The 26173-nt window shown below is 40.5% G+C and carries 15 protein-coding genes; 4 read left to right on the top strand and 11 right to left on the bottom strand.

What is annotated here, in order from left to right:
• Positions 1-17 precede the first annotated feature (17 nt).
• The 6 genes from PDL71_RS07995 to PDL71_RS07970 form a co-directional block, all read right to left on the bottom strand.
• The gene (locus PDL71_RS07995; protein ID WP_407527778.1) at positions 18-3104 is read right to left on the bottom strand and encodes an efflux RND transporter permease subunit; all 3087 of its coding nucleotides are present in this window, start codon (positions 3102-3104) and stop codon (positions 18-20) included.
• Between the two features lie 14 nt (positions 3105-3118).
• A complete protein-coding gene (locus PDL71_RS07990) occupies positions 3119-4177 on the bottom strand; it encodes an efflux RND transporter periplasmic adaptor subunit (RefSeq protein WP_407527776.1) in 1059 nt (352 codons plus the stop codon).
• Positions 4178-4338: 161 nt separating this feature from the next.
• Positions 4339-5835: a hypothetical protein gene (locus PDL71_RS07985; protein WP_407527773.1), complete on the bottom strand. Its 1497-nt coding sequence runs from the start codon at positions 5833-5835 to the stop codon at positions 4339-4341.
• A 63-nt stretch (positions 5836-5898) separates the two neighbouring features.
• Complete coding sequence (locus PDL71_RS07980; protein ID WP_407527770.1) at positions 5899-6132, bottom strand: heavy metal transport/detoxification protein; 234 nt, start codon at positions 6130-6132, stop codon at positions 5899-5901.
• Between the two features lie 216 nt (positions 6133-6348).
• Entirely contained in the window at positions 6349-8604 is a 2256-nt protein-coding gene (locus tag PDL71_RS07975) for a heavy metal translocating P-type ATPase (RefSeq protein WP_407527766.1), read from the bottom strand.
• 85 nt (positions 8605-8689) lie between these two features.
• Positions 8690-9259: an AraC family transcriptional regulator gene (locus PDL71_RS07970; protein WP_407527763.1), complete on the bottom strand. Its 570-nt coding sequence runs from the start codon at positions 9257-9259 to the stop codon at positions 8690-8692.
• Between the two features lie 142 nt (positions 9260-9401).
• On the opposite strand from PDL71_RS07970, the gene PDL71_RS07965 reads away from it, so the two are divergent.
• The 4 genes from PDL71_RS07965 to PDL71_RS07950 all read left to right on the top strand — a co-directional run bounded on the left by PDL71_RS07965 (position 9402) and on the right by PDL71_RS07950 (position 13059).
• On the top strand, positions 9402-9977 hold the full coding sequence (locus tag PDL71_RS07965) for a helix-turn-helix domain-containing protein (RefSeq protein WP_407527761.1): 576 nt from the start codon (positions 9402-9404) through the stop codon (positions 9975-9977).
• Between the two features lie 137 nt (positions 9978-10114).
• Positions 10115-10330 carry a heavy-metal-associated domain-containing protein gene (locus PDL71_RS07960; protein ID WP_407527758.1) on the top strand — a complete coding sequence of 72 codons (216 nt, stop codon included), beginning with the start codon at positions 10115-10117 and terminating at the stop codon, positions 10328-10330.
• A 58-nt stretch (positions 10331-10388) separates the two neighbouring features.
• Positions 10389-10871, top strand: coding sequence for a DUF3347 domain-containing protein (locus tag PDL71_RS07955; RefSeq protein ID WP_407527756.1), 483 nt, complete (start codon positions 10389-10391; stop codon positions 10869-10871).
• A gap of 4 nt (positions 10872-10875) precedes the next feature.
• Positions 10876-13059, top strand: a complete 2184-nt coding sequence (locus tag PDL71_RS07950) for a multicopper oxidase domain-containing protein (RefSeq protein ID WP_407527753.1) — start codon at positions 10876-10878, stop codon at positions 13057-13059.
• Positions 13060-13194: 135 nt separating this feature from the next.
• On the opposite strand, the gene PDL71_RS07945 is transcribed toward PDL71_RS07950, so the two are convergent.
• From PDL71_RS07945 to PDL71_RS07925, 5 genes are all read right to left on the bottom strand, one after another.
• Positions 13195-15447 (bottom strand): glycoside hydrolase family 3 N-terminal domain-containing protein, encoded by a 2253-nt coding sequence (locus tag PDL71_RS07945; RefSeq protein ID WP_407527750.1) that lies wholly within the window; start codon positions 15445-15447, stop codon positions 13195-13197.
• Between the two features lie 104 nt (positions 15448-15551).
• Positions 15552-20117 (bottom strand): glycosyl hydrolase, encoded by a 4566-nt coding sequence (locus PDL71_RS07940; protein ID WP_407527747.1) that lies wholly within the window; start codon positions 20115-20117, stop codon positions 15552-15554.
• A 283-nt stretch (positions 20118-20400) separates the two neighbouring features.
• Positions 20401-21822 carry an MFS transporter gene (locus PDL71_RS07935; RefSeq protein WP_407527744.1) on the bottom strand — a complete coding sequence of 474 codons (1422 nt, stop codon included), beginning with the start codon at positions 21820-21822 and terminating at the stop codon, positions 20401-20403.
• Positions 21823-21885: 63 nt separating this feature from the next.
• Positions 21886-23136: a glycosyl hydrolase family 17 protein gene (locus PDL71_RS07930; RefSeq protein ID WP_407527742.1), complete on the bottom strand. Its 1251-nt coding sequence runs from the start codon at positions 23134-23136 to the stop codon at positions 21886-21888.
• A 2836-nt stretch (positions 23137-25972) separates the two neighbouring features.
• Positions 25973-26053, bottom strand: a complete 81-nt coding sequence (locus PDL71_RS07925; protein ID WP_407528401.1) for a hypothetical protein — start codon at positions 26051-26053, stop codon at positions 25973-25975.
• Positions 26054-26173: the final 120 nt, after the last annotated feature.

Here is a 26173-nt window from a genome sequence, read left to right as displayed (position 1 = left end):
TTTTATAATGATTAAAATCAGGCTTCCTGCACCTCCACTATTTCTTCCACTTCTTTTTTCCGTTTACCGGATGACAGGTAGGAATACACTGCAGGAATAATAAACAGCGTAAGGATACCTGCGAATATGAGACCACCTGCAATCACAATACCGAGTGATTGACGGCTGTTATGAGTCATAGCAATGGGCAATGCACCAAAAATCATGGCTAAGGAAGTCATAAGTATGGGGCGGAAACGTTGTTCTGCAGCATGTACGGCAGCATCTAATCTTGAAAGTCCAGTGGCTTTTAAATGATTGGCAAACTCCACAATCAAAATTCCATTCTTGGTTATCAGGCCTACGAGTGTAATAATTCCGATCTGGCTGAACACATTCAGACTTTGACCAAACCAATCAAGACTCAACAATGCTCCTGTAACAGCCATAGGCACCGTAAGCATAATAATCAACGGATCCCGTAAACTTTCAAACTGTGCTGCAAGAATCATATAAATGAGCAACAGGGCGAGTATAAGTGTGAAGTTGATATTGCCCTGGCTTTCCTGGAAATCTCTTGACTGACCTGCCAATGAAGTTTTGAAATTTTCACCCAGCACTTCTTTTTTAATACGTTCCATTTCTTCAATTCCATCTGCAAGACTTACACCGGGGGCTAAACCTGCGGAAACAGTAGCTGATGTAAACTGATCATAACGATAAATAGCAGCAGGGCTGATTCCTTCATCTATGGTAACAAGATTATCCAATGAAATCATAGTACCATTCGCTGAACGTACATAAATAGACCGCAGATCACTGAGATCATTTCTGTTTACACGCTCTACCTGGCCAATCACTTCATATTGACGATCGTTTTGCAGGTAATAACCATACCGCTGACCGGAGAAAGAAAGCTGTAATGCTCTTGCTACTTCCTGGATGGAGACACCCATTAATGCAGCTTTACTTCTGTCAATATTAATTTTAAGCTCGGGTTTATTCATCTTGAGATCAGCATCCACAAACATCAGTTTCTTACTTTGACGTGCTGCATTCAAAAACTTCGGCAATACAGCATTCACACTTTCAAGATCAGCAGCCTGTAATACAAACTGAACCGGCATACCACCTCCATAGCGTGTACCAATTGTAGGCGGCATATAGGGGAACATCAAAATATTTCTGAAGTTTCCGGAAGCCATCGCATAATGGTTATACAATTGCTGTATAGAAGTTTTACGTTCTTTTGGATCTTTGAGATAAATAGATTGTACTGCAAAACTTGTGGGTGCAGGTGCAGGAATGAACGAGATGGCCACCATGGAATAAGTTTGATACAATCCATCGGTAGAATCATTTACATACTTACCTACCTGCATCATATTCTCTTTCATTTTTTCAAATGAAACACCTTCCGGCGCAATAGCAATCAAACTCATATTGCTTCTGTCTTCTACAGGTGCCAGTTCGGAGGGAAGTTTTTTACCCACTACATAAATGATAGCAGCAGTTGCCACAAGAAATACCCAGGCCATCCAGCGTACACGCATGAACAAACGCAAGAGTTTTCCGTATCCTTTAGTCAAACGCACAAAAAATGGTTCAGTAGCACGGTATAACCAGTTAGGCTTATCAGCTTTCCTGAGTAAATAAGCACTGAGCATGGGTGATAATGTAAGCGCTACAAATGCAGATACCAATACAGAACCTGAAACTACAATAGCAAACTCTTTAAACAGCTGTCCGCTGATGCCTCCCATAAAAATGATAGGCATGAACACTGCAGCAAGGGTGATGGTAGTAGAAATGACTGCAAAATAAATTTCCTTACTACCTGCAAAGGCAGCCTGCACCGGGTTCATCCCTTCTTCTACTTTTTTATAAATATTCTCCAGCACCACAATCGCATCATCCACCACAAGTCCAATGGCCAGTACCAAACCTAAAAGTGTGAGTACGTTAATAGAAAAGCCGGCAATGTACATGATGAAGAATGCAGAAAGAATGGAAACAGGAATGGCAATTACCGGAATGATGGTAGAACGCCAGTCTCTCAAAAACAGGAAAATGATAATTACCACCAGTCCAAATGCAATGAATAAAGTTTCTTCTACTTCCGTTATAGATTCACGAACTGGTTTTGTAAAATCAAAACCAACAATCAAACGGTACTCTTTGGAAATCTCTTTGCGTAGCTGCTCCAGGCGTTTGTAAAACTCATCTACTACCTGGATGGCATTGGCACCACGCTGAATCTGAATTGCCACACCAACACCTACTACGTTCTTACCGCCTGTTTCATTAATGATTGCATTCCGTTCATTCAACTCACCAAGTTCTGCAAAGCCGATATCCTTTAAGCGAACAACGGCGGTGGGTGTTTGCTTAATAATCATTTCATTAAACTCCTCCGGCTTGCTTAACCTTCCCAATGTGCGAACACTTAACTCACTGTTATTTCCTTCAATTCTTCCGGAAGGCAAATCAATATTTTCTTTCTGCAGAGCAATGCGGATATCTTCAGGTGTAAGTTGATACGCTGCAAGTTTTACAGGATCAAACCGCAAACGCATGGCATACTTATGCTCACCTACAATAGCCACCCGTTGAATACCGGGTATAGATTGCATTCTATCTTTGATAGTAGTTGAAGCAAGATGGCTTACTTCTTTTATGTCCTTTGTATCACTTTCTACTTCAAGAAACGCCACCAGGTTATCGGGTGAAGTTGCTTTTTCTACAATGGGAGGATCCACATCGGCAGGTAATTGATTTTTTGATTTGGCTACTTTATCACGCACATCATTCAACGCATCTTCAAGGTCAACATCACGGTTGAACTCAATTGAAATCACACTTACCTGTTCTCTTGATTCACTGGAGATGGTTCGAACGCCATTTGCTTCTGCAATCGATTCTTCTAATGGCTTTGTAATTTTTGATGCAATCACATCAGGGCTGGCACCGGGATAAAATGTAACCACTGCAATAACAGGTGGTTCTGTCATAGGAAACTCCCGCACGCCAAGGTAACGCCAGCCTACAAGACCGGCGATGACGATGAGAGCAGAAAATACTGCCGCCAGTACCGGTTTTTTTATACTTAATGATGGTAAACTCATAATAATATTTTTAATTAGTTAGATGAAACAATGGTTACCGGTGTACCGTCAGTTGTACGGAGAATATTGGAAACAATTACAGTATCCCCTGCTGTAATACCTGAATTGATCATTGCTTCTTTTTCATTACGGCTTGATACGGTTACAGGCCTTACTGCAGCAACGCCATTTTTTACAACAAACACACTATATCCCTTTCCACCGGGCATTAACGCCTCCGTAGGTACCATCATACCTTTTGCATAGTTGGAAGAAGTATTGAAAAATACTTTTGCTGACATTCCCGGTTTTAACTTACCAGCGGTATTGGAAAACAAAGCCTGAACTAATATGGCTCTTGATTGTGCATCTACTGATGCCTCCGCAGAGAGAATGGTAGCTGTTATTTTATCACTACCCAATGTTGTGGTAAAATAAATTCTGGCTCCGGGTTTGAGTATGGGTAAATATTTTTCTGAAATGCTGAATTGAACTTTTAATACATGCTGCTCCTGCAAACTCACTAAAGGAGCGCCCGGCACCACATAAGAACCTTCAAATACTTTACTGATTCCGATGATGCCCGAAAAAGGCGCACGCACTACCGTTTTGCTTAATTCAACCTGAAGCAATTCTTTAGCAGCCTCTAAAGATTGCAGTTTAGCATAAGCTGCATCATACTCTTCTCTTCTTACACTTTCCGTTTTAAGCAAAGCAGCCAGGCGTTGCTCATTAATTTGTGCCAGGTTCAGATCAGCCTGTAATTGTTTGATTTTTGCTTTGATGTCTGCATCATCCAGCTTGTACAAAACAGCTCCTTCTCTTACAAAAGCGCCATCTTTAAAATGAACTGCTACTAATTTGCGGGGCAACTCAGCAGCAATCTCAACGGTTCTGTTTGGCACAATTGAGCCTGCTACTACTTCGCTCTGATCAATAAATGATTCTTCAACAACTTTTACATCTACCGGCAATCCTGCAGGTGCTGCTGCCTGGGTTTTCTGGTCTTTATCAGATGCTTTACTGTTGCATGCTATAAAAGCTGCAGTCATAACAACTGTAAAAAATCCGGCCTTTAAATAATTTGCTTGCATAACTTATGTTTTAATGATGATAATAAAATCAAAAGTAGATGCAGGCAGAGCGGTATCTATTATACTATTGCGATGCAGATGTATAACATTTCAAATAAAAATAAAAGGGGATTGAAAACAATCCCCTCGCTTACAGATTCTGCTATCTGTTGACCTTAAACCTACTGATACCTGAAAACTTTCTTTAACCTGTACAAATGTTGTTGTGAAGTATATCCTTTATAGCTGATGTATAACTCTTTGGGATAACCATCACCATCATAGAGGTATTCATATTTATACGGCACTACAGAAGGAATATTACCGGAATAGCCTTTGAGCACTGCTGTGATATTATTTTTTGATGCATTGGTGAAATACAAATCATCATAACCTAATTGATGATACGGATTGATTTCATGATCGTAACTGTACGTTGAAGACTCAGCGCCGCCGGTAGATGACTGTGCCTGGTCTTCTGTTTTATTTCCATTATAAAACTTCATACGGTAACGCATGGAGTTGGAATTATGAAAAAGATAATCGGCAGTAATCACTTCAAAGGGCTGCAACAAAGAATAGCTCACTGCAACTCCGGTTTGCTGATCATAACTTTTCTGATACATGGAAGCAATCCTGTCTCCGCTACGCTCCATTGCGGTATAACCGATAAGCTGCTGCTGTGCATCATAACGGAACATAGTATCCCATGCCTGTGGCTGTGAATAATGAAACCGGTACCAGTAACTCAATGGCAAACCGGCCACCACAGTAGAGCGTTGATAAAACTTAATTTCTTTAAGTGTACCATTGGTATTATAGAAAAATTCAGAGCGGTTCTCCGGAATGAGATCATAACCGTTTTCTACATACACCATTTCTTCTTTTAGTTTTTTACTCTCTTTTTCGGCATACAATTTCATATGCATTCCACTCTGCATCGTGTTTTGTGTGTAATGCTTTTGAATAGTCGTATTCCACTTGTTTACAGAAAAGGTATAGGAATGATAATTAGCAGGCACACTTAAAGTATAAAGTCCTGCTTTCATTACCTGCTCCCGTATCCATTTTGTGCCGTTTGCATCCACTGCTTCCATTTTTATGGTGCCGGGCAAACTATCATACAAAACAGAACCTGTTTTTATCTGCAGATGTGCTGTAATATTTATATAGGGAACAAATCCAAAATCATTTACTGTATAGCCAAACTGTGCCGGCATATCTGTACTGTTTACCGGAAGCACTCCTACTGTACCTGCATTCACCCCCTTTGCTGCAACTGCAACAACTGCAGGCAGCGGTGCAGTAACAAGAGCAGCTTTACTGCTTTCTTTTTTGGGCACGGCATACAAAGCTGTATCAGACAGTTTAACAACAATAAACTTTACTAAGGAATAACTGCTCCGCTGCAAAGCGATAGGCTCCGTAATAAATTGCTGGTTCTTTTTTGTAACAGGAATTTTGCGGTTATTAACTGTTGTATCACCATTGCTGTTTACCAGGCTTATAATAGCATGAGTTCCGGTTTCAGTTGCAGCCATATTTTGTATGGCAAACTGCAGGTAAGCAGTAGTATCAACAGAGCCGGGAACGGCAGGCGGTGCAAAATCCTGCTTTTTACAACTGGCTGCTAAAAGCAGGACAGCACCAAATAAGGAGAGATGAAAGGACAACTTCATAAAAAGGTTTAATGATTAATGAATAAAAAAATATGATTCAGCCATCTTAAAGAAGGCCTGCGCTTAATAAACGGAATAATAATCTTCCATACTTATGGCATAATAACCTGCTTTATGCACGGCATCAATTACCTGCATTTCATTTACCATACCGGGTGAATACACCATGAGCTTTTTATCTGCGCCCCTGATATCGAGTTGCCAGTTGGCGGTACCCACCGCAGCGTTGAGGTAGGTAGCCACACGCTGTACTGCTTTTTCAGTACTGATATTTGTTTTGAAGGTTACCAGTTCCATAACTATTTGTTTTTACAAATTTTCAAATGGTTTATGTCTCAAAAAATAAACTACATTAAGTTTTTCGTTTGCTGTATTCTTATTGTCAAAACTAAAACCTATCCTGTGCGATTCTGTTGCACTTTAGAGCATAAGATTTATATAATTCAGCAGCAACAAAAAGCCCGGTAAGAATACCGGGCCGCTACCAAAACCAACTTACTGTACGAACTGCTTTTATAATAATGAAGAATATTTTAAACGTAAACTATTGCTTACCACGCTCACACTGCTCAGCGCCATGGCTGCACCTGCAATCATAGGATCCAGCAGGAAACCATTTATGGGATACAAAATACCGGCCGCTACAGGAATACCAATCAGGTTATAAATAAATGCCCAAAACAGGTTTTGCTTAATAGCTGCAACAGTTTGATTAGATAAACGGATTGCCTTGGGTATACTGGTAAGATCTGAAGTAATGAGCGTCATCTTAGCTACATCCATTGCAATATCACTGCCCTTACCCATTGCAATACTTACATCTGCCTGGGCCAATGCATGACTGTCGTTAATACCATCCCCCACCATCGCCACTACTTTGCCCTTGGCCTGTAATTCTTCCACAAATGCTGCTTTATCTGCAGGAAGCACTTCAGCTTTAAAAGACTTAAGCCCTACTTCTTTTGCAATAGCAGCAGCAGTTTGCTGATTATCGCCGGTGAGCATATACACTTCAATACCTCTGTCCTGCAATTGTTGTATAGCGGCTTTTGAAGTTGCTTTTATTTTATCAGAGATAGCTATGATTGCAACCACATCATTATCTTCAGCAAAGGCTACAACTGTTTTCGCCTGCTCCTGCAACTGCCTGATGGAAGCCTGCAGTATGGGACTTACTTTAATACCATTCTCTCTCAACAAAGCAATATTTCCGATTAGATAATTTTTTCCTTGGTACAGTGCCGTTACACCTTTACCGGTTACACTCTCAATCCTGTTAACGTTAACTGCTAATGTTTTTTCCTTTTGCAAAAAGCGTACAACTGCTTCTGCCAGCGGGTGCTCCGATTGTGATTCAATTGCCAGAAGCACTGACTTGAGATAATTTACCTGTACGCCATAGGCAAAAATAATATCACTTACTTCCGGTTTACCTTCTGTAATCGTACCGGTTTTATCCAGAATGACGGCATTAATCTTATGTGCCTGCTCCAGGCTTTCAGCATCTTTAATAAGAATGTTATGCTCTGCTCCTTTACCTACACCTACCATAATAGCAGTAGGAGTAGCTAACCCCAGTGCACATGGACATGCAATTACCAATACGGTAACAGCCGTTAACAAAGCATGTGTAAATGCATTATCTCCACCCCAGATCATCCATACAATAAATGTGAGTATTGAAATACCGATTACAATCGGCACAAAAACACCGGCAATTTTATCCACCAGTTTTTGAACAGGCGCTTTACTGCCCTGTGCCTGTTGCACCATTTTTATAATCTGTGCCAGTAAAGTTTCTGCTCCTACTTTTTCAGCACGAAAACGAAAACTTCCTTTTTGATTGATGGTTCCTGCAAATACTTTTTCATCAATTGTTTTTTCCACCGGTACAGGTTCGCCGGTAATCATACTTTCATCTACAAAAGATTGTCCGCTGGTAACAACACCATCTACCGGTATTTTTTCACCGGGTTTTACCAGTAAAATATAACCGGGCTTTACTTCTGCCACCGGTATTTCTTTAGTAGCATCATCTTCCAGTACAAGTGTTACTGTTTTGGGTTGCAGACCCATTAATTTTTTAATAGCAGATGAAGTATTGGATTTTGCTTTTTCTTCTAACAACTTGCCCAGTGAGATAAAGGCTATCACCACTGCCGCTGCTTCAAAGTACACATGTGCATGTAACCCACGTGCATGCCAGAAATCAGGAAAGAAGGTATTAAACGTACTGAAGAGCCAGGCAATACCGGTACTCAATGCTACCAGTGTATCCATATTTGCTTTACCATGTCTTGCCTGCTTCCATGCATTGATAAAAAAGCTGCGGCCGAAATAAAACACAACGGGTGTGGAAAGCAGCAGCATGATATAATTGCCATAAGGCATATCCATAAAAAACATTCCGATAATCACCACGGGCACTGATAAAACAGAAGACCAGATGGTACGATGTTTTACAGCTTCATAATGTTTTTGCTGTGCGGCTTCTTTTACTTCGTCTTTATTTTCCTTTTCAATTACCAGGTCATAACCAATAGAACGGATGGTTGTCTGCATTTGCTCCGGTGTGGCAATAGCAGGATTGTATTCTACCCACGCATCCTGGTTGGCAAAGTTTACACCGGCATCTTTTACACCTTCCACTGACTTTAACATGGATTCCACACTTACTGCACAGGCCGCACAGGTCATTTCCAGAACGGGAAAGGTTTCTTTTACAAATGAATTGCTTTTTACAGGCTTACCGGTAGTTATTGTTTGCATATAATTCGTCATTTATTAATATCACAAAGCTATTATCTGGTGGAGGGAGGATTGTTATACAATTGAGTAGCGGTTGTATATAATTTCAGTTGCCGGGCTGAATGCCGGAACGATCATCCCTGATTTGTTTAAAATGTGAAGGATTTAATCCTGTAACCTGCTTGAACTGGCGTGATAAATGTGCCACACTGCTGAAACCAAGCCGGAACGAAATATCAGCAAGAGATAAAGAAGTATAAGCCAGGAATTCTTTGATTTTTTCAATACGGTAGTCAATTACATACCGCTCAATGGTAGTTCCTTCTTCAGCAGAAAACTCGTGACTGATGTATTCATAATCCCTGCCCAGAGATTTTGCCAATACATCTGAAATACGGAAGTGGTAAGGAAAATCATAATCCCCTGAGTACACCTGAGCTACAATATTCTTTACCTGTTTCACCAGTTTGGTGCGTTTGTTTTCCAGCACTTCAAAACCAAGCGGGTTTAATTTATTGTTCAACGCTTCATAATCAGAAAACGGATCCTTCACCGCCAGCTTTACTTCGCCCAGGTTCACTTCATCTAACTCAATGCCCAGCCGGTTTAATTCATTGGTTACAGTGGTAATGCAGCGGTTGCAAACCATTCCTTTGATAAATATTGTCTGTTGCATAAGCGTCAATTTTACTTCAAAGAAACTATGAACAGACGCCGGAATTGTTATATGATTTTGTGAAAAATGTATAAAATCCCTTGAAGGGAACAGAACAGCAACGTCTTTTAGATATAAATTCTCTCTCTATCTTTGCAGGACCATGCCGGTAGTACTTCACATAAAGAATATGGTTTGCGACCGTTGTAAAATGGTGGTGCGCCAGGAGCTGGATTTACTGCAGCTTCCTTATAAAAATGTAGATCTTGGCCAGGTTGAGCTTACAACTGAACCCGGTAAAGAACAATTAGAAGTATTAAGAGAACATCTGCAAAAACAGGGATTTGAGCTGCTGGATGATAAAAAGACCAAAACGGTAGAGCGCATTAAAACTGAAATTGTTTCATTAATACATGGTAAAGATGCCGAGGAATTTAACCTCAAGCTATCAGCCATGCTGGAAGAAAAAATTGGTGTTGATTACCACTACCTCAGCAGTTTGTTTTCCTCAGTTGAAGGTATTACCATTGAAAAATATGCCATACTCCAGCGCATCGAAAAAGTAAAGGAACTGCTGATGTACGATGAAAAAAGCCTGAGCGAAATTGCCTACGAGATGGGCTACAGCAGCGTACAACACCTCTCCCAGCAATTTAAAAAAGTAACCGGCTTAACACCTTCCCACTTCAAAAACCTCAAGGAAAACAAACGTAAACCCCTTGATAAAATCACTGACTGAGTGATACTCCCTGAAATTATATACATCTCTGTATTTATTCTGTAACAATAAGGCCTGCAGGCAGTTCTAATTTTACACTGTAAAAGAAAACCGGCAAAAGACCGGCGTATTTGATCAGAAAATAAAAATACAGAACGATGGACGCATTAACTTTCAAAACAACCATTAAATGTTCAGGTTGTGTGGCAAAAGCAACTCCTTTTCTTAACGAGGTAGCAGGAGAAGACAACTGGGAAGTAGATATTACCAACCCTGATAAAATTCTGCGTATTGAAGCTGAGGGCAACCTTAGCGCTGCTGAAGTTGTAGCAGCTGTAGAAAAGGCCGGCTATAAAGCTGAAGTTGTAAAGTAAACAATTACACCGGCATTCATAGCCGGTGTACTTTTTTAAATCTGCAAAAACTTTAAATATGAAATCAATTTTCCTGGCACTGACTGTATTTTTTACAGGCTCAGCCAAAGCACAAAACAAATCTCTTTCTGATTTACTTACCCATTACTATCACTTAAAAAATGAACTGGTAGCAGGCAATCAGCAACAGGCTGCGGCTATAGCAGTTCAGTTTAAAAATGCTGCAGCGGCTGTTTCAATAAAGCAACTCAACGCTGCAGAGTTAAAAACATTTGAGCCACTTCAACAATCTTTAATTGATGCAGCAGGAATTATTGCATCAGCAGGAGATATTAATAAACAAAGAGATGCCTTTATATCATTATCCAATGCCATGATCGTATTAGCGAGGGGAATTAAATTAACTGACAAGGAAGTGTACGTAGATTATTGCCCTATGAAAAAAGCTTCCTGGCTCAGTGGAGAAAAAGCAATTAAAAACCCATACTATGGTAACAGCATGCTCACCTGCGGCAGCGTAAAAGAAACCATTAACCCCTGAAAAAATGAAACAGGCATATAGCATACTAACGGCGCTTTTCATGTACACTTCTTCGTTTGCACAACATAACGCAAACAAGGATGTATTAACAAGGGAAGCATTTGTTACCAGTAACGGGCACAAAGTTGTTTATCACTTATATGTTACAGACACTATTGTAAACTATACCGGTAAAAAAGCAAAAGCTATTGCCATAAACGGAACAATTACTGCCCCTACTCTCCATTTTACAGAGGGTGACACAGCAGAAATACATGTACACAATCAAATGCACATGGAAACATCTATTCACTGGCATGGATTAATTCTTCCCAACGAGCAGGATGGTGTTCCTTATTTAACTACAGCTCCTGTAAAAGGACACAGCACCCATATTTTCCGGTTTCCTATTGTGCAGCATGGCACTTATTGGTATCATTCGCATACCATGTTACAGGAACAAAGCGGTATGTACGGAGCCATTGTTATTCATAAAAAGGAAACAGGAACACTTCCAGAAGAAGTGGTCTTGTTAAGTGACTGGACCAATGAAAATCCCAACCAGGTAGAACGTTCTCTCCATTATGCTACGGATTGGTATGCCATCAAAAAGAAAGCAACACAGAATTACCTGCAGGCTATCAAGGAAAATAAGCTTGGAGTAAAAATTACGAATGAATGGAAACGCATGCTGGCGATGGATGTGAGTGATGTTTATTATGATGCCTTGTTTACGAATGGCAAGATCAACGAAGAAAGAAAAGAATATAAAGCCGTTGATAAGGTTCGTTTACGGATCATTAACGGAAGTTCTTCTACTTATTTCTGGGTGCAGTTTGCAGGCGGCAAAATGAGTGTGGTTGCCAATGATGGAGCAGAAGTAGAACCGGTAGAAGTAGACAGATTTATAGTAGGTGTTTCAGAAACCTATGATGTAATTATAACAATTCCTGCTGAGGGCAGCTATGAATTACTTGCCACTGCAGAAGACCGCACCAGGAGTACTTCGCTTTGGTTAGGCAGCGGCATAAAACATGCTGCAGGTGCCATGCCCCGTTTGAAATATTTTGAAGGCATGAAAATGATGAATGACATGATGAATATGGATGGCACCATGAATGATATGGGTATGAATATGAGCCTGCAGCAAATGGATATGAACACAGTAATGTACCCTGAAATTGTTGACAGCAATAAAAATATTGTTACGCTTAATTATGCCATGCTCAAAGCCCCTCAAAAAACGACATTACCGGAACGACCGGTTCGTGAATTAAAGTTTGAGCTTACCGGAAATATGACAAGATATGTGTGGACGCTGGATAAAAAAACCATTTCTGAGTCGGATAAGATTTTGATCAAACAGGGCGAAAACATCCGCATTATCCTAACCAACAATTCCATGATGCGGCACCCAATGCATCTGCATGGTCACTTTTTCCGCACATTGAACGGGCAAGGCGAATACTCACCTTTGAAAACAGTGCTTGACATTATGCCCATGGAAACCGATACTATCGAATTTCATGCTTCCGAAAAATACGGCGATTGGTATTTTCATTGCCACATTCTCTATCATATGATGAGTGGAATGGGCCGAATCTTCACATACGAAAACACGCCACCCAATCCACAGTTGCCGGATCCTCAAAAAGCATTACGCAAAGTGTACCGTGATGACCGGCGTTTTTTCTTAGGTGCTCAAATTGGGTTGGAGAGTAATGGCAGTGATGGTGAGATTATGTACTCCAATACGAGGTGGATGTTTCAAAATGAATGGAGATTAGGATTAACTGAAGCAAAAGGTTTTGAAAATGAATTTCATGTGGGCAGATTGCTTGGTCGCAATCAATGGCTGATGCCTTATATTGGTTTTGACTGGCGTTACAGATCGCATAGCGAAGCAGAAAAAAATCTATTCGGACAGGTGAGTACTAAAGATAAACGGGGTGTTATTTGCTTCGGTTTTCAATATGTATTACCGATGTTAGTTCGGGCTGATGCAAGAATTGATACAGATGGAAGATTAAGATTACAGTTAGGACGTGAAGATATACCGGTGAGCAGCCGTTTACGTTTTAACTTCATGGTTAATTCAGATAAAGAATATATGACAGGCTTCCGCTATATCGCTACTAAATACATATCGCTTTCAACCCACTACGATAGTGATATGGGTATTGGGGGTGGCATAACAATAACCTATTAATATCTTTCACAAACGTGGAATGTTGTTGACAGAATAAAAAAAGACTTCGTAGTGAAGTCTTTTTTTATTAAGAAACCAACCAATCCCTTGAATCAATACTTCGCAAAATCTCCCGTGCATGTATAAACATAGTTTCTATCGGCTCCAGTTAATTTTTTTCACCTGAACCTCCTTTGAATTGCTTCCGATCATGATTTCAAATTCTCCAGGCTCCCAATTATAAATGAGCTGGTCATCATAAAACCTGAGATCGTTGGTAGTGATGGTGAATGTTATAACTTTTGATTCTCCAGGATTTAACTCTACCTGTTTAAATCCTTTCAACTCTTTAACCGGACGAACTACTTTTCCCACCAGGTCCCTGATGTACAGTTGAACGGTTTCTTTTCCCTTTACTCTTCCTGTATTGGTTAATGTAATTGATGCCGTGAGGGTTTGATTTCCTTTTAACGAAGTACTGCTGAGTTTAAAATCAGTAAACACAAAGGATGTATAACTCAACCCGTAACCAAAAGGATAAGCCGGGCTGTTGGGCAAATCAATGTAAGCCGATACATAATTATTTTGAAACTCATCTTCTGCCGGGCGACCGGTACTGTAATGATTGTAATAGATAGGGATTTGTCCTTCCGTCCTGGGAAAGGTTATGGGCAATTTACCGGAAGGATTATAATCGCCGTACAATACATCCGCAATGGCATTACCTGCTTCCGTTCCTAACCACCATGTATAGAGAATAGCTGATGCATGACTTGCTGCTTTATCAAATATCAGGGGCCTGCCGGCATGTATCAACAAAACAATGGGTTTACCTGTAGCTGCTATAGCAGCAATTAATTGGTTCTGCACACCGGGTAATTGCAAACTGCTGCGGCTTTTTGCTTCACCGCTCATATCTCTTGCCTCGCCGATGGTGATTACTACAACATCTGATTGCTTTGCTGTTTCAATGGCTTCAGCAAATCCTGACGTATCAGCATCATTGATGTTACATCCTTTTGCATAAAGCAGATTGGCCGGATCTACTTTGTTCAGCATTCCTTTCCACAACGGAACAATGCGTGCTGAATCATCCTCCCACTCCATACTCCAGAAACCAAGATTATCTTTTACTGCTTTTACAAATGGACCAATGAGTGCAACTTTTTGATTATTTGTTAATGGTAATGTTCCCACCCCCACCTCTCCCGGGAGGGGATGATTCTTCAGCAATACAATACTCTTCTTCGCCATCTCTCTTGCTGCTGCTATATGTTGCGGATTATTCCATTGCTGTTGCTGTCGATGTTCATTGGAAAATTTAAAGGGGTCATCAAACAAACCCAATTCAAATTTCTTTCGTAAGATGCGGCGCACGGCATCATCTAACCATTCAATTTTTACTTTTCCTTCTCTTACTAATTGCGGCAGGTGTTTGATATAACTCCTGCTTTCCATATCCATATCACTTCCTGCGCTCAAGCCAAGTTGCGCTGCATGGCTGGTATCTTTTGCAAAACCATGAGCAATCATTTCACCAATGCTTGCCCAATCACTCACCACAAAACCATTGAAATTCCATTTACCTTTTAAAATATCTCTTTGTAAATAACGGTTACCGGTGGCAGGAATACCATTAAGATCGTTGAATGAATTCATAAACGTAGCTGCACCTGCTTCTTTGGCGGCAAAAAAAGGAGGCAGATAGGTTTCCCATAACATGCGGGGACTCATATCCACGCTGTTATAGTCACGGCCACCAACAGCCGCACCATAAGCAGCAAAATGTTTGGCGCAGGCCATAACCACATCTGTATTACCTAACCCTTTTCCCTGGAAACCTTTTACTCTTGCTGCAGCAATCAAACTGCCGAGATAAGTATCTTCTCCCGCTCCTTCCATAACACGGCCCCAACGGGGATCACGGCTGATATCTACCATCGGCGCAAAAGTCCAGTGCACACCGGCGGCACTTGTTTCTATAGCTGAGATACGGGCGCTTAACTGAATTGCTTCCAGGTCCCAGCTGGCTGCTTCGGCTAATGGTAACGGAAAAGTGGTTCTGAAACCATGAATCACATCCTGTCCAAACAGTAAGGGAATTTTTAAACGGGATTGCATGGCATATTGCTGCAGCAGTCTTGTCTTTTCCACACCCACTACATTGAGCATGGAACCCAGCTTACCCTCTTTAACCTGCTGTATTTTTGTATTGTCTTTAGTAACCGGCCCTGTAAAAGACCAATCGCCGGAGTATTGGTTGAGTTGCCCGGCTTTTTCTTCCAGTGTCATAAGATTCAACACAGAATCAACTTTCTGATCGATTGTTTTTTTCTGTGCAGAGCTATTTTGAAAACCAAACAAAACAACTATCAACCCTGCATACTTACAATATTGAACATATCTCATACCCATTGATTGCATGATTTTATACCCTGCAATTTAGCATTGACTGCTCAAGTTTGTACTGTTTTTTGATGAAGTACAATTAAATTTTTACTGTTTGCTATGTCTTAGTTGATTTTAACCAGCTTCTTCAGAGTAAAACCCTTCTTCTCTGTAATACGAAGCAGGTAGATACCATTTTTCAAAAAAGAGATGTCTAATTGTTTTTGATTTAAGACCTGTGTGATGAGCAACTTACCGGTTACATCATACAGACTCACCACTGCATTTGCAGAAAATCCATCAATAAAGATCACATCCTTTGCAGGATTCGGATAAATTTTTATCAAAGGATTCTGAATGTTTGATACGGCTGTTGTTCCCAAGTCCTGTGTAATTATGAGCGTTTGAGGAACAAGACCCGGCGCTGAGACTAATACATTAGCCGTACGTACAGAACTTGTTGGGTTTTGCTCAGCAGTAAGCGTAATAACAGCATTACCTGACCCGTTTGCAACACTTGGTGTGAGCCATGATTGGCTGCTGGTTATGGTCCAATTTACATTCGATTGTATATCGAATGTTTGTGTACTGTTGGGAGCCGCAGCAATGGTAGCAGCATACTTTGAAATATTCAGGATATTAGATGCACTACTGATTTGATAAATATCATCAAAGTAAAAAGTAGAATTGGCAGTTCCGTTTCCAACAGATCCAAAATCAAACATAAATACCAGTTTGTTATATACATTGGATGGCTTGCCTGCAAAATTCCATGTGAGTGTTTCCCAATTATTGGCTGTTGTTGTGGTTGCTAAAATTTCTGATGGCGCCACATCTCCTTCCAGCTTTAATAAAACAGGAACACCTGAACGTGGAGAATATACTCGCATGGAAAACGTACTGTACGTTGAAAAGTCAATCTTGTTTTGTAATGTTAAATAACTGCCCGCCCATGTTGCCCCGCTGTTACGAATGATCTTACCTACTTTGTTACTTAAGTTACTTCCTGTTTGAAACGGGTTTATAACAGCAGAACCCACACCGCCATCAAAATCAGTAAATACATACGTACCGCTTAATTCAAAATTGATGGGAAGTGTTATTTGAATGGCAGCTCCATTCTGCGTAACTGCGATTGTTTTAGCCGGCAATCCGCTACCTGTAACTGTAATCGTAGCAGAGCGACTTGTTGTACCGGGATTATCGGTTGCATTGGCAGTTATCACAGCAACCCCATTACCACTGGTGCTACTTAATGTAAGCCAGGACTGGTTACTGGATGCTGTCCATGCAACGTTTGAAGTGATTTCAATATTCTGAGCAGTGTTTGAAGCTGCATTGAAATTCATTGTGGCAGGATTTACAAGTATGTAAGGCACACCACCTGCATCCTGTGTTACTGTTACAACCTGGTCAGTGACACCGTTACCTGAAAACGTTACACTTGCAGTTCTGGTTGATGTTGTTGGATTTTCCTGCGCAGTAAATGTAACGGTGGTATTTCCAAAAGCAGTAGTTGGTGCAACTGCTAACCAGCTTTGATTACTTACTGCTGTCCATGTAATATTTGAAGTTACATCTACTGTTTTTTTACTGTTGGCAAATGCGGCAATTGAAACTGCATTGGAGGAGACACCTAATGATGGGTTGGCAGAACCTGCATAAACAAATGAGATTCTTCCAATGTTGAATCCTGGTTTATCAAATACCAACCTGATGATATGTTGTCCGGCCGGAAGAATAACACCGTTTACCGTTTTGGTTGCCCATACATTCCAGTTTGTACCTGTAAAACCAACAGTAATATTATTTGCAACAGTATTACCATCCACTTCAATATGAAATGGTCCGCCGCCAGTAGCAACACCGGAAGCATACCTGATTGAAAGATTGTAAGTGCCGGCCTGAGCAATGTTAACAGTATATTCCAACCACTCGCCTTCATCAATCCAGCCTACGGTATTTCCTTCACCTGTTGTTGGACCAGCATCAACATACTCAGGGCTTCTGAATGTTCCTGCATCATTCCAGATAGTTGCATCAAAATAAGAAATGTTCTGCCCCACTCCACCTTCATAGTAATCATAGTTACCCGGCTCAATCACCTGCGAAGGAATGGAAACGATATTGCCCTGGTAAGGAAGTTGAGAACCTGCCACTACTGACACTACATTTGAAAGTTCCAAAGAAGCACCCACATACACTTTCACATAAAAGCCATGGATTCTTGCAGCTAAATTATTAGCTGTTGTTGTATAGGGCACAGCGGTTTTTGTATCAATAAGTGTGGCGCCATCATAAAATTCCACTTTAGTAATTCCGGCACCTGTAACAGCCGCAGTTAAGGTAACACTCCCATTAGTAGGCACCTGTGTACTTGATGAAGAAAGCGTTGCTGCTACGGCTATATCCTTACTTGTTTTTAACGTTCTTGCAGGAACCACCATTGAAAACCCATCAGAATAAGTAACAGTTATTTCTGAAGAACCATAATTATGTGCGACATAGGTTTTATCACCAGCTTTATTAAAAACAGTTGCAACAGGATAATTGGACGTTACTGTAGCATCAACTGTGCCCATACCATTAAAGGCATGCAGCCAATGATATACATGTGCATCTGAATTTCCGTTTTTTATTTTATAGGTTGGATAATTGTTATATAAATTTATTGCGGCAGATGGATTGGTAAATGCAAGGAAAGACCAATAATTTTCAAACCATAAATTATCATTTGGTGTATTGCTGAGTACGCCTGTTTTTGCAGTCATATCATTCCACAAACTTGCTGCATAAGTTTTATTATGACCTAAGTAAAGATGAGATCCTGTTAAAGGAAACATTTGAATACCATACATGGCAGCGATATCTCCCGTCCAGAATGTATTGCGGTCATAGCCGTTGCCCCACACACGTGCACACATCATTTGCGAATAAGTAGGCGCAAAATTCCGGTCGCTCATATCAAACCAATATTCTTCAATGGCAGTTTGCTCCGTAGTGTAGAGATAAATACCTAAATCACGAATGGCATTGTTACCGGAAAGAATACCCCAATGGATCAGTGATGAAGCGAAGTTCATTGCTTCTGAAGAAGATTCCTGGTTGTTACCATGTGGCTCTGCATTGAGTTGTCCTGATGCAAAACTGTGCCCTGCATAAGGATTAAAATTCCGTAGAAACGGAAACATGGTGTTTGACTTTTCCCAGTTGGCAGCGTCACGTACCAGCATATTTACCATGGGTCCCCAATTGGCAGCCCAGCCGGGTTGAAATTGTTCTACTGCTGAAGCCGCATTGATAAAATTAGCGTAATGGAAATGATGATCGTTGATGTTTGCATCAGCAGAATAACCTGCGGGGTAACCAATCAATGTTGTCCAGGTGTTGTTATAATAAAAAATGAATGCATTTTCGCCCTGTACTGCTTTAAGCCAGTTTTCCAATCTTGTTTTTACAGTGTTGATTAACTTGTCACGTGCTTCCGTATTCCCCATTTGATCAGCAATCTTAGCTACCTGAACCAACTTGTTCATTGCTAACCCTTCATTATAAGAATCAGTCCACAAATCAAGCCCGGAATTTTTTACTAAATCAATCTTTGAATTCAAAGCAGCAGGATCAAAGCCGGAACTGTATTTTGCCATCAGCGGCAATGCAGAGAGAACGCCCTTAAATTTATTTTCAACAATAAAAGAATTAGATGCAAGCATCTTCATCACACCCCTTGATGTTGTATATGCATAAGAGCCGGGCAACGGTGAGCCTGCGCCTAAATGCGCCCATTGATGCGGCAGCAATCCTAATAAAACAGTTGACCCGCTTCCTTCTTTTACATCAGGTGTTGCAGTAAAAGTGGATTGCATAGTGGATGTTGCATTATTATAATTCCAGCTTACTGACGTATTAGCCGGAAATACATATGCATATTGTTTGAAATCATTAGCAGCAGTGGCAGCACTCACACCAGCAGGTAACATGGCTGCAGAAAAATAATTTTTACCGGCCAATGTTGAAGTGTATGTATTTCCTGAATTAGACCATACAGATCCAACCGGTGCATACACTGCAAAATTAGCTCCGCTGATTGAGTTGGTGATGAGTAACATTTCACCCTGTACAGAAACCGTTCCGGTATTTACAACAACAGAAGCCACATCTGCATTTCCTTTGGTACAATACACAAAAGGCATACCCATGCCCATGATTGCGTTAAAAGAACGGCCTGCATTACTCCAGCTGGCAGTTACCGTCCAATCCGTATAATCAGAAACGGTTGGATAGGTTGCTGTTAATCCTGAAACACCAAGAATGATGGGTTGCTCAGGGCCCATCGGCTGGCGTGTATCATTCGCACCTAATCCCAAAAAAGTAAAGCTCATAACCAACCCACTGGAACTTCCTTTCATGGATAGAGGATAGTTGTACAAATTGGCGTCGTTGAATGTAAGCAAACCTGTCCACCAATCATTCGTCATGATTGGTTTTGATGCGGCAGCGCCGGAAACTCTTGGTGTACCATTGGGCAGTACATTTCTGCCTGCCGCATCAGGTGGTGGCAACTGTAACGTATAGCTACCACTGCCTGCAGGAACAATTTGTGCAGATAAATAAACTGGCAGCACTAAGATAACTGCAAAAAAAAGATTTCTGATTGTCTGCTGCAGGAGCAGAATTGTGTTATGTGTCATAATTGTTTTTTGAATAACAACCAGGCTTGCCATAAAGGGCCTGTATTGTTATTGTTAAAAATCCGGGTTTACAAACACACAATTCTGCTTGCGTCTTAAGGCAGAAAACAATGTATCATTTACTGCATGATACACTTTTACGCAGTTGTTTTTTTATTGTGGTCTTTTCAAGCATACTTTATAAATCAATGCATCAGTATAAAAAAACTCACTATGCAGATTCTTCACTTATTGTTTGTTTTAGTGAACAGCTGTATTGCAGATAAAAAATCAACTGCCGCAATCAACTTTTTCTTTTTGATAATTCTACTTTGATCTCATTCGCCTTTTCTTCACTCAAATCATAATCCCACATTACCCAAATAGCAATTAAAGTTCCAAGAATGGGCAAACCGGAGAATGAAAGTCGCAGGCCTGTAATTGCAGCTTCCGTTTGTGTGGCCGCACCTGAGTTAAAACCGATAATAGCCATAATTACACCTGTTAACAATCCTGCAATGGCAAAACCAAACTTCACCATCCACCAATAGATGGCACCGAAAATGCCTTCTCTTCTTTTACCGGAAGTCAACTCATCCATATCACATACATCTGCAGTCATAGACATCATAAGTGTAAACAAACTACCGATACCAAAGGAAAAGAGTGGTAACGCAAAAAGGAACATATACGGCTTTCCGGGTATGAACAGAAACCAGAATAAAATGTAGCCGATAATGGAAATACCTTGTGAAACGAGGAATGCATTCTTTTTACCTAATTTTTTTGACATCCATGCCACAATCGGTATTACAATAAAAGTAGTTCCCAATGCACCAACACTACCAAAAAGAGTAGGCCATATCCCTGCCGCACCTGTATCGCCATTGAACAAACGATAAACGATGATAAAAAAGGTAAAACCGGCTACTGTATTAAAAGCGTTATAAATAAAAAATGTAGCAACACATAGTTTTCTGAACGGCGTAATCACAAACGCTTCCTTAAAACTCTGGATAATATCTTTCAAACTTGAACCGATGGTTTTAAACGTCAAAGGTTTCAAACTATGATCCTCTTTGGTTGACTTGCTTTTAATAAATACCGCCGGTGTTAATGCCAGCAGCATACAGCCTATCCCTACCCACACTGCTAATGTTCTTGTTGCAGTATCTGCATTGGGGAACCATTCCGGCTTGTACATAATTACCCAAAACCATGGTGCAATAACCCATGCCCACTGACCAATCCATTGAGCAATCGCCATAATAGTTGTACGCTCATGAAAATCATCACTCATCTCATAACCCATTGCCACATAAGGAACACTAAACAGTGAATAACCAAAATAAAAAGCAAAAGACATCAAAAGAAAAAAGATGAAATTGAATGTAATACCATTCTCCCTGTACAACTGCCACATGATAATGAACGAGATCCCCAATACAAGCGCACCTGCAAAAACATATTGTCTTCTTCTGCCCCAAACAGATTTTGTATTGTCAGTTATAAATCCCATGATGGGATCAAAAAAGGCGTCAAAAATCCTGGGAAGAAAAAACAAAACACCCCACATCCATCCGGGGAAACCAAGGTCCTGAACCAACACCACCATGAAAATACTCAAGGCAGCCGGAAACATCTGGTTAGCTAACATCCCTAAACCGAAAGCAATCTTTTGCCCGATCGGCACTTTATTAACGGAGCTTGAAACACTGTTTGACATGTTGAAAGTTTTAAGTTATACAGTTGATTGTTTTTTTAAAGCATCTTTTAAGATTACATTCCTCTATTCAGGCTGAACATTGTTTGTCGGAACTTTCACTTCCTGCCACATTTGCTTTTCATCGCCATTATAGGTTTTAACAATGGGTTTCCCGTTTCTCGTCAATCCTTTGAAAACATTTTGATCGACCATCTCCCAGGCAGCATACTTAGCCCTTGACTGCAGATCAATCAAGCCAAAATGATTTTCAGAATGTAAAGGATTAGTACTGTTCTTCCATTGTTCATCAAAAGCTTCAAAATAAAAACAGGTAATACCTTCTTTATTCGTCCAATCTCTCATGAGTTGATAATAAAGTGCCGCTTTATATTCATCCACAGCTTTTGACCCATTGATTCCATACAATTCATTATCAAAAGAAGCCCAACCGGTTTCGCCAATGTGTACCGGCTTGTTCACTCCCAATGATTTCATATAGGCCACTACACTTTTATATTGATGAATGGCATAATCTCTTGCCCGCATCATTGCTGAGTCAATCTTTTGTTTATCTGTTAAGGATGCCTCCGTTGACTTCACACCCCAGAATGCAGGATTGTAATGCGTATCATGCATGGGATACGTATGCATGGAAATATAGTCAACAGCTTTAATTAACTGATTCAAATCTTCTATATGGTAATCAGCCGTTCCTCCACCCCACGATGCAAAATTGTCAGAGCTGGTAATCCATACATCTTTCGGAAGTTTGTTTTGCTTTTTTAAACCCTGCAAATGATTCACCCATTTTAAAATGATATTGGGTGTAACATAATACGCCGCAGCCCATTTCACCATCGCTTCATTTCCCACTGCAATTATCTTGATGATATCAGGATATTGATTTGCCAGCTTCACTGCTTCTGCTATTTCTACTGCATTGCGTTCACTTTCTTCTGTATGAATAGGCGCATTGGCGGTCCATGCATTTTTACAATCAATCCATGCACCCAACATGAGGTACATTTCAAAACCGGGCTGTTGTTTTTTCAATTCGGTTATAGCTTCCAGTAAATGATGTACTTCTTTAAAATGCACATTGTATGTTCTGATTACTTTAATATTCATTGCTGCCAGGATCATCATATCCTCTTTGATCTCAGCAACTGATGGCACACTATCTCTTGTAGCGGTTCTGTAACCACCATAACAGATAGCCTGGTAGCCGGGATTACCCAAAATATCTTTGGCGGTAACTGAAACAACTTCCTGTTTGCCGTTGCAGGCTGTAACAAGAAGAACCCAAACAATGGCCAAAAGATTTTTGTACATCATCTCAGATGATTTGCATTTATAAATATGTTTAACCGGGTCACCTCTCCTGTTCGGCAAATAATTTTATCTGTTATTTCCTTACTTAATACAGTACCACTCACCCGTACTGTTGTTCCGTTAGAAAGGCTAACTTCAATCGAATCTTCCGTAGCTTTTTGATACACTACCGGCACCTGGCAAACGGTAAAAGCCAGGCTGTCTTTCTCTAATTCAACAGCTGATACTGTACCATCTAACAATACAAATGAAGCGGTTGCAGCAGTAGTAAGAAACTCTGAGTTGTTGAGCAAAGAAGGCATAAATAGTAATTGACCTTCTTTCATCTTCACACCCAACTCACCCATTCTTGTTAATACATCTTCTTTAACCTGTCCGGTCATGCCCGGTTGCTGTGCGCCTTTATGTGCAGGAGTGTGTGAATACGGATCTGTGGGGAATGCACCGTACACCTGTGGTGATTTATGTACACCAATTCCGTCTTTTATTTCATGGAAATATTTTGCCAGTCTATCAACAACAGATGGATCCGCCTGCATTGCAAGCGCATGATTGTATGCTTCTTCCGCAGCCAGCAACAATTTGCTCACCATATGCCAGTAAATAGAACCCAACCCTTCATAACCAAAGAAGGTACCTGATCTACCGGTGAATGCTTTATGGTTGAATACTTTTTCAAACAAGGCCAGCACCTGCGTACGCTCCTGTTTGCGTAAGCTTTCATACTTGTTATCCAGTTTTTGCAAAGCGGCATCAAGGTCATTTGCATTTTTAAAATTTCCATTGAAGTGATAGCCGCCCTTAACATCTTTCTCAACAATACCTGCACCGCCATCTTTTAACAACTCCTGCAGCAATCCGCTGTTTGCTACATCAGTTGCGGGTATATTATTTTTTTGCAGAAAAGATGGGAGTTGTTTATTGGGATATAAAATATAACTGTTCTGATCCGGGCGGTACAACGCACTTTTCCGTAATGCGTCTAGCAATTGCAAACTTTCCTCAGGCGATAAATAGCCACTACTCAAAACGGCAACCTGCCCTTCCAGCATTTCACTCAGGTAAGAAATTTCAAGCTGGTTATTATCATAACTTAATAAGTTATAGGTATGATATAAACCATCAGTACGTTTATTATTTTGAATAGCTGTGTCAATAAATTTCAATGCAGTTTCAAAAAAAGAAGCAATAGCTGTGGCTGATATTGTTTCCTTCTTACCTGAGAATTGGGTGTTGTAAATAGCAATCCGAAATGCACTTGCTGCTTCACCCAATGCATCAAGCATCTGTTTCTTTTGTTTGTTATCCATGCCTGCTGCTAATGAAGTTGCATGGTTTTCAAAGATGGTTGCCACATCCGAAAAATACCGTTGCACTTCTGCCGACACAGAACATGCTGCTGTACCATTGGCTACAAACAAAGGTTTTACAAATACCAGGAATCGGCGGATGTAGTACAAGGTAACCATGGAAATACCATTACCCACTAATGCATTGTTAGCATCATTCCATTCCGGGCGCTGTGTGTTCATCCATATGCCGCCATCGGGCACCAGGTTGGTTAACTTCGCTAAAAGTGTTGCAAGAATTTTTTCTGTGAAGCTTACATGATGGATATTTTGTTGCTGATTGGTGAGTAAGGATCCGTCAGCCCCCAACTCCTTCATACGTTTACGAATAGCAATATCCAGATGATGATTAAAGGTGATAGTATCTTTCGGATTAATAAGTATATCCTGATATGCTTTGATATTGTACGGCACATTTGCATACACAAAATTGTCTTTATTTAAGAGTTGCGGTAACAACTGCGGATAATAGTTTTTTGCAAATTCCAAAAACTTCAGCAGATAGATTACCTGGTGATCACCCCAGTAACCGATGTAGGACCAGGGATTATCCGGCTCAATTGTTTCCCAATCAAACCCATCTTTGGTAACACGATACGGATTATATCCATCAAAGGTGGACGTATTTAAAAATTTATAGATCATTCCTTCAATGAAGGCAGGATATGAGTGTGCAAGGGTTTCCCAGTTTTGAAAAATATCACGCCAGTTCCCTTGGTAATCCAGAATTTTAGAACCATCCAATTCACTTTGCGTGTTGATGCTGAATTTATTCCACGGACGACTGGGATCACCATGCCGGCGACTGAATTTCAACGGCAGGTATTCAATAGCCAAACGGTTGAAGTCAGCATCACCTGAATTGGCAGCTAAATTCTTTAAATCAAAATATGTGAACTGCTCAGGTAAAGATGTAATGAATGATTGATTCTTTTCCATTACAACTGCACTTGCATTGCGGAGGTATTTTACAAAATCATTTTTTGATACCACATAGTTGTCATCAAAGATGCCCCCTCTCATGATATTAAATAATACATTGGAGAAATGACGGGTATTCCCCAATCCGTCTGAACTGTATTGCAAACCATCAGCTGCAGCAGCTAAAGCCTCCAGCTGTTTTGTACCACGTTCAACATCTTTCAAAACATCACTTATTAAATCTGTTTTATTAGTAATGCTTTCGATTAACTGAATAATGGCGGATTGACTTTGGTTAACATTGGCAACAAAGAACCATTGCTTTGATGCATCCGGAGCCAGCTTTATTTCACTGCAAAGGAAATAGGCCCCTTTTATACCTTTCACATCTTCTTCCTGCTGCACGGCTCCTCCGTTACGGAAGTTTTGTAATTGTGCAGATGACAATAAAAAAACAGGATTTGATAACCCGGCCGACCAGATTGTATTGGCCTTCAGTGCTTCACTGGGTTCAGCTTTATCAACTATAATGGCACTTAATGCAAAAATACCAACACCTGCAGCAGGTATCAGTTCTGTACGTTTATAAGCATCGGCCAGGTTACTGGTTCCATTTTGCAGATCACTACCAATACCGTAAGGCAGTACATTTTGCACCCCATCAATAAGTGATACATGTATTTCCTGTGATGTAAGATTGGTGAGTGTTGCTTTTCTTACAAAGCCGTACTGATTACTGCTGTTCCACTCATACTGAAAGGATAGACCCA

This window comes from Lacibacter sp. MH-610 (genome assembly GCF_045780045.1).
Classification (GTDB): domain Bacteria; phylum Bacteroidota; class Bacteroidia; order Chitinophagales; family Chitinophagaceae; genus Lacibacter.
This window is presented reverse-complemented; position numbering and strand designations above follow the sequence as displayed.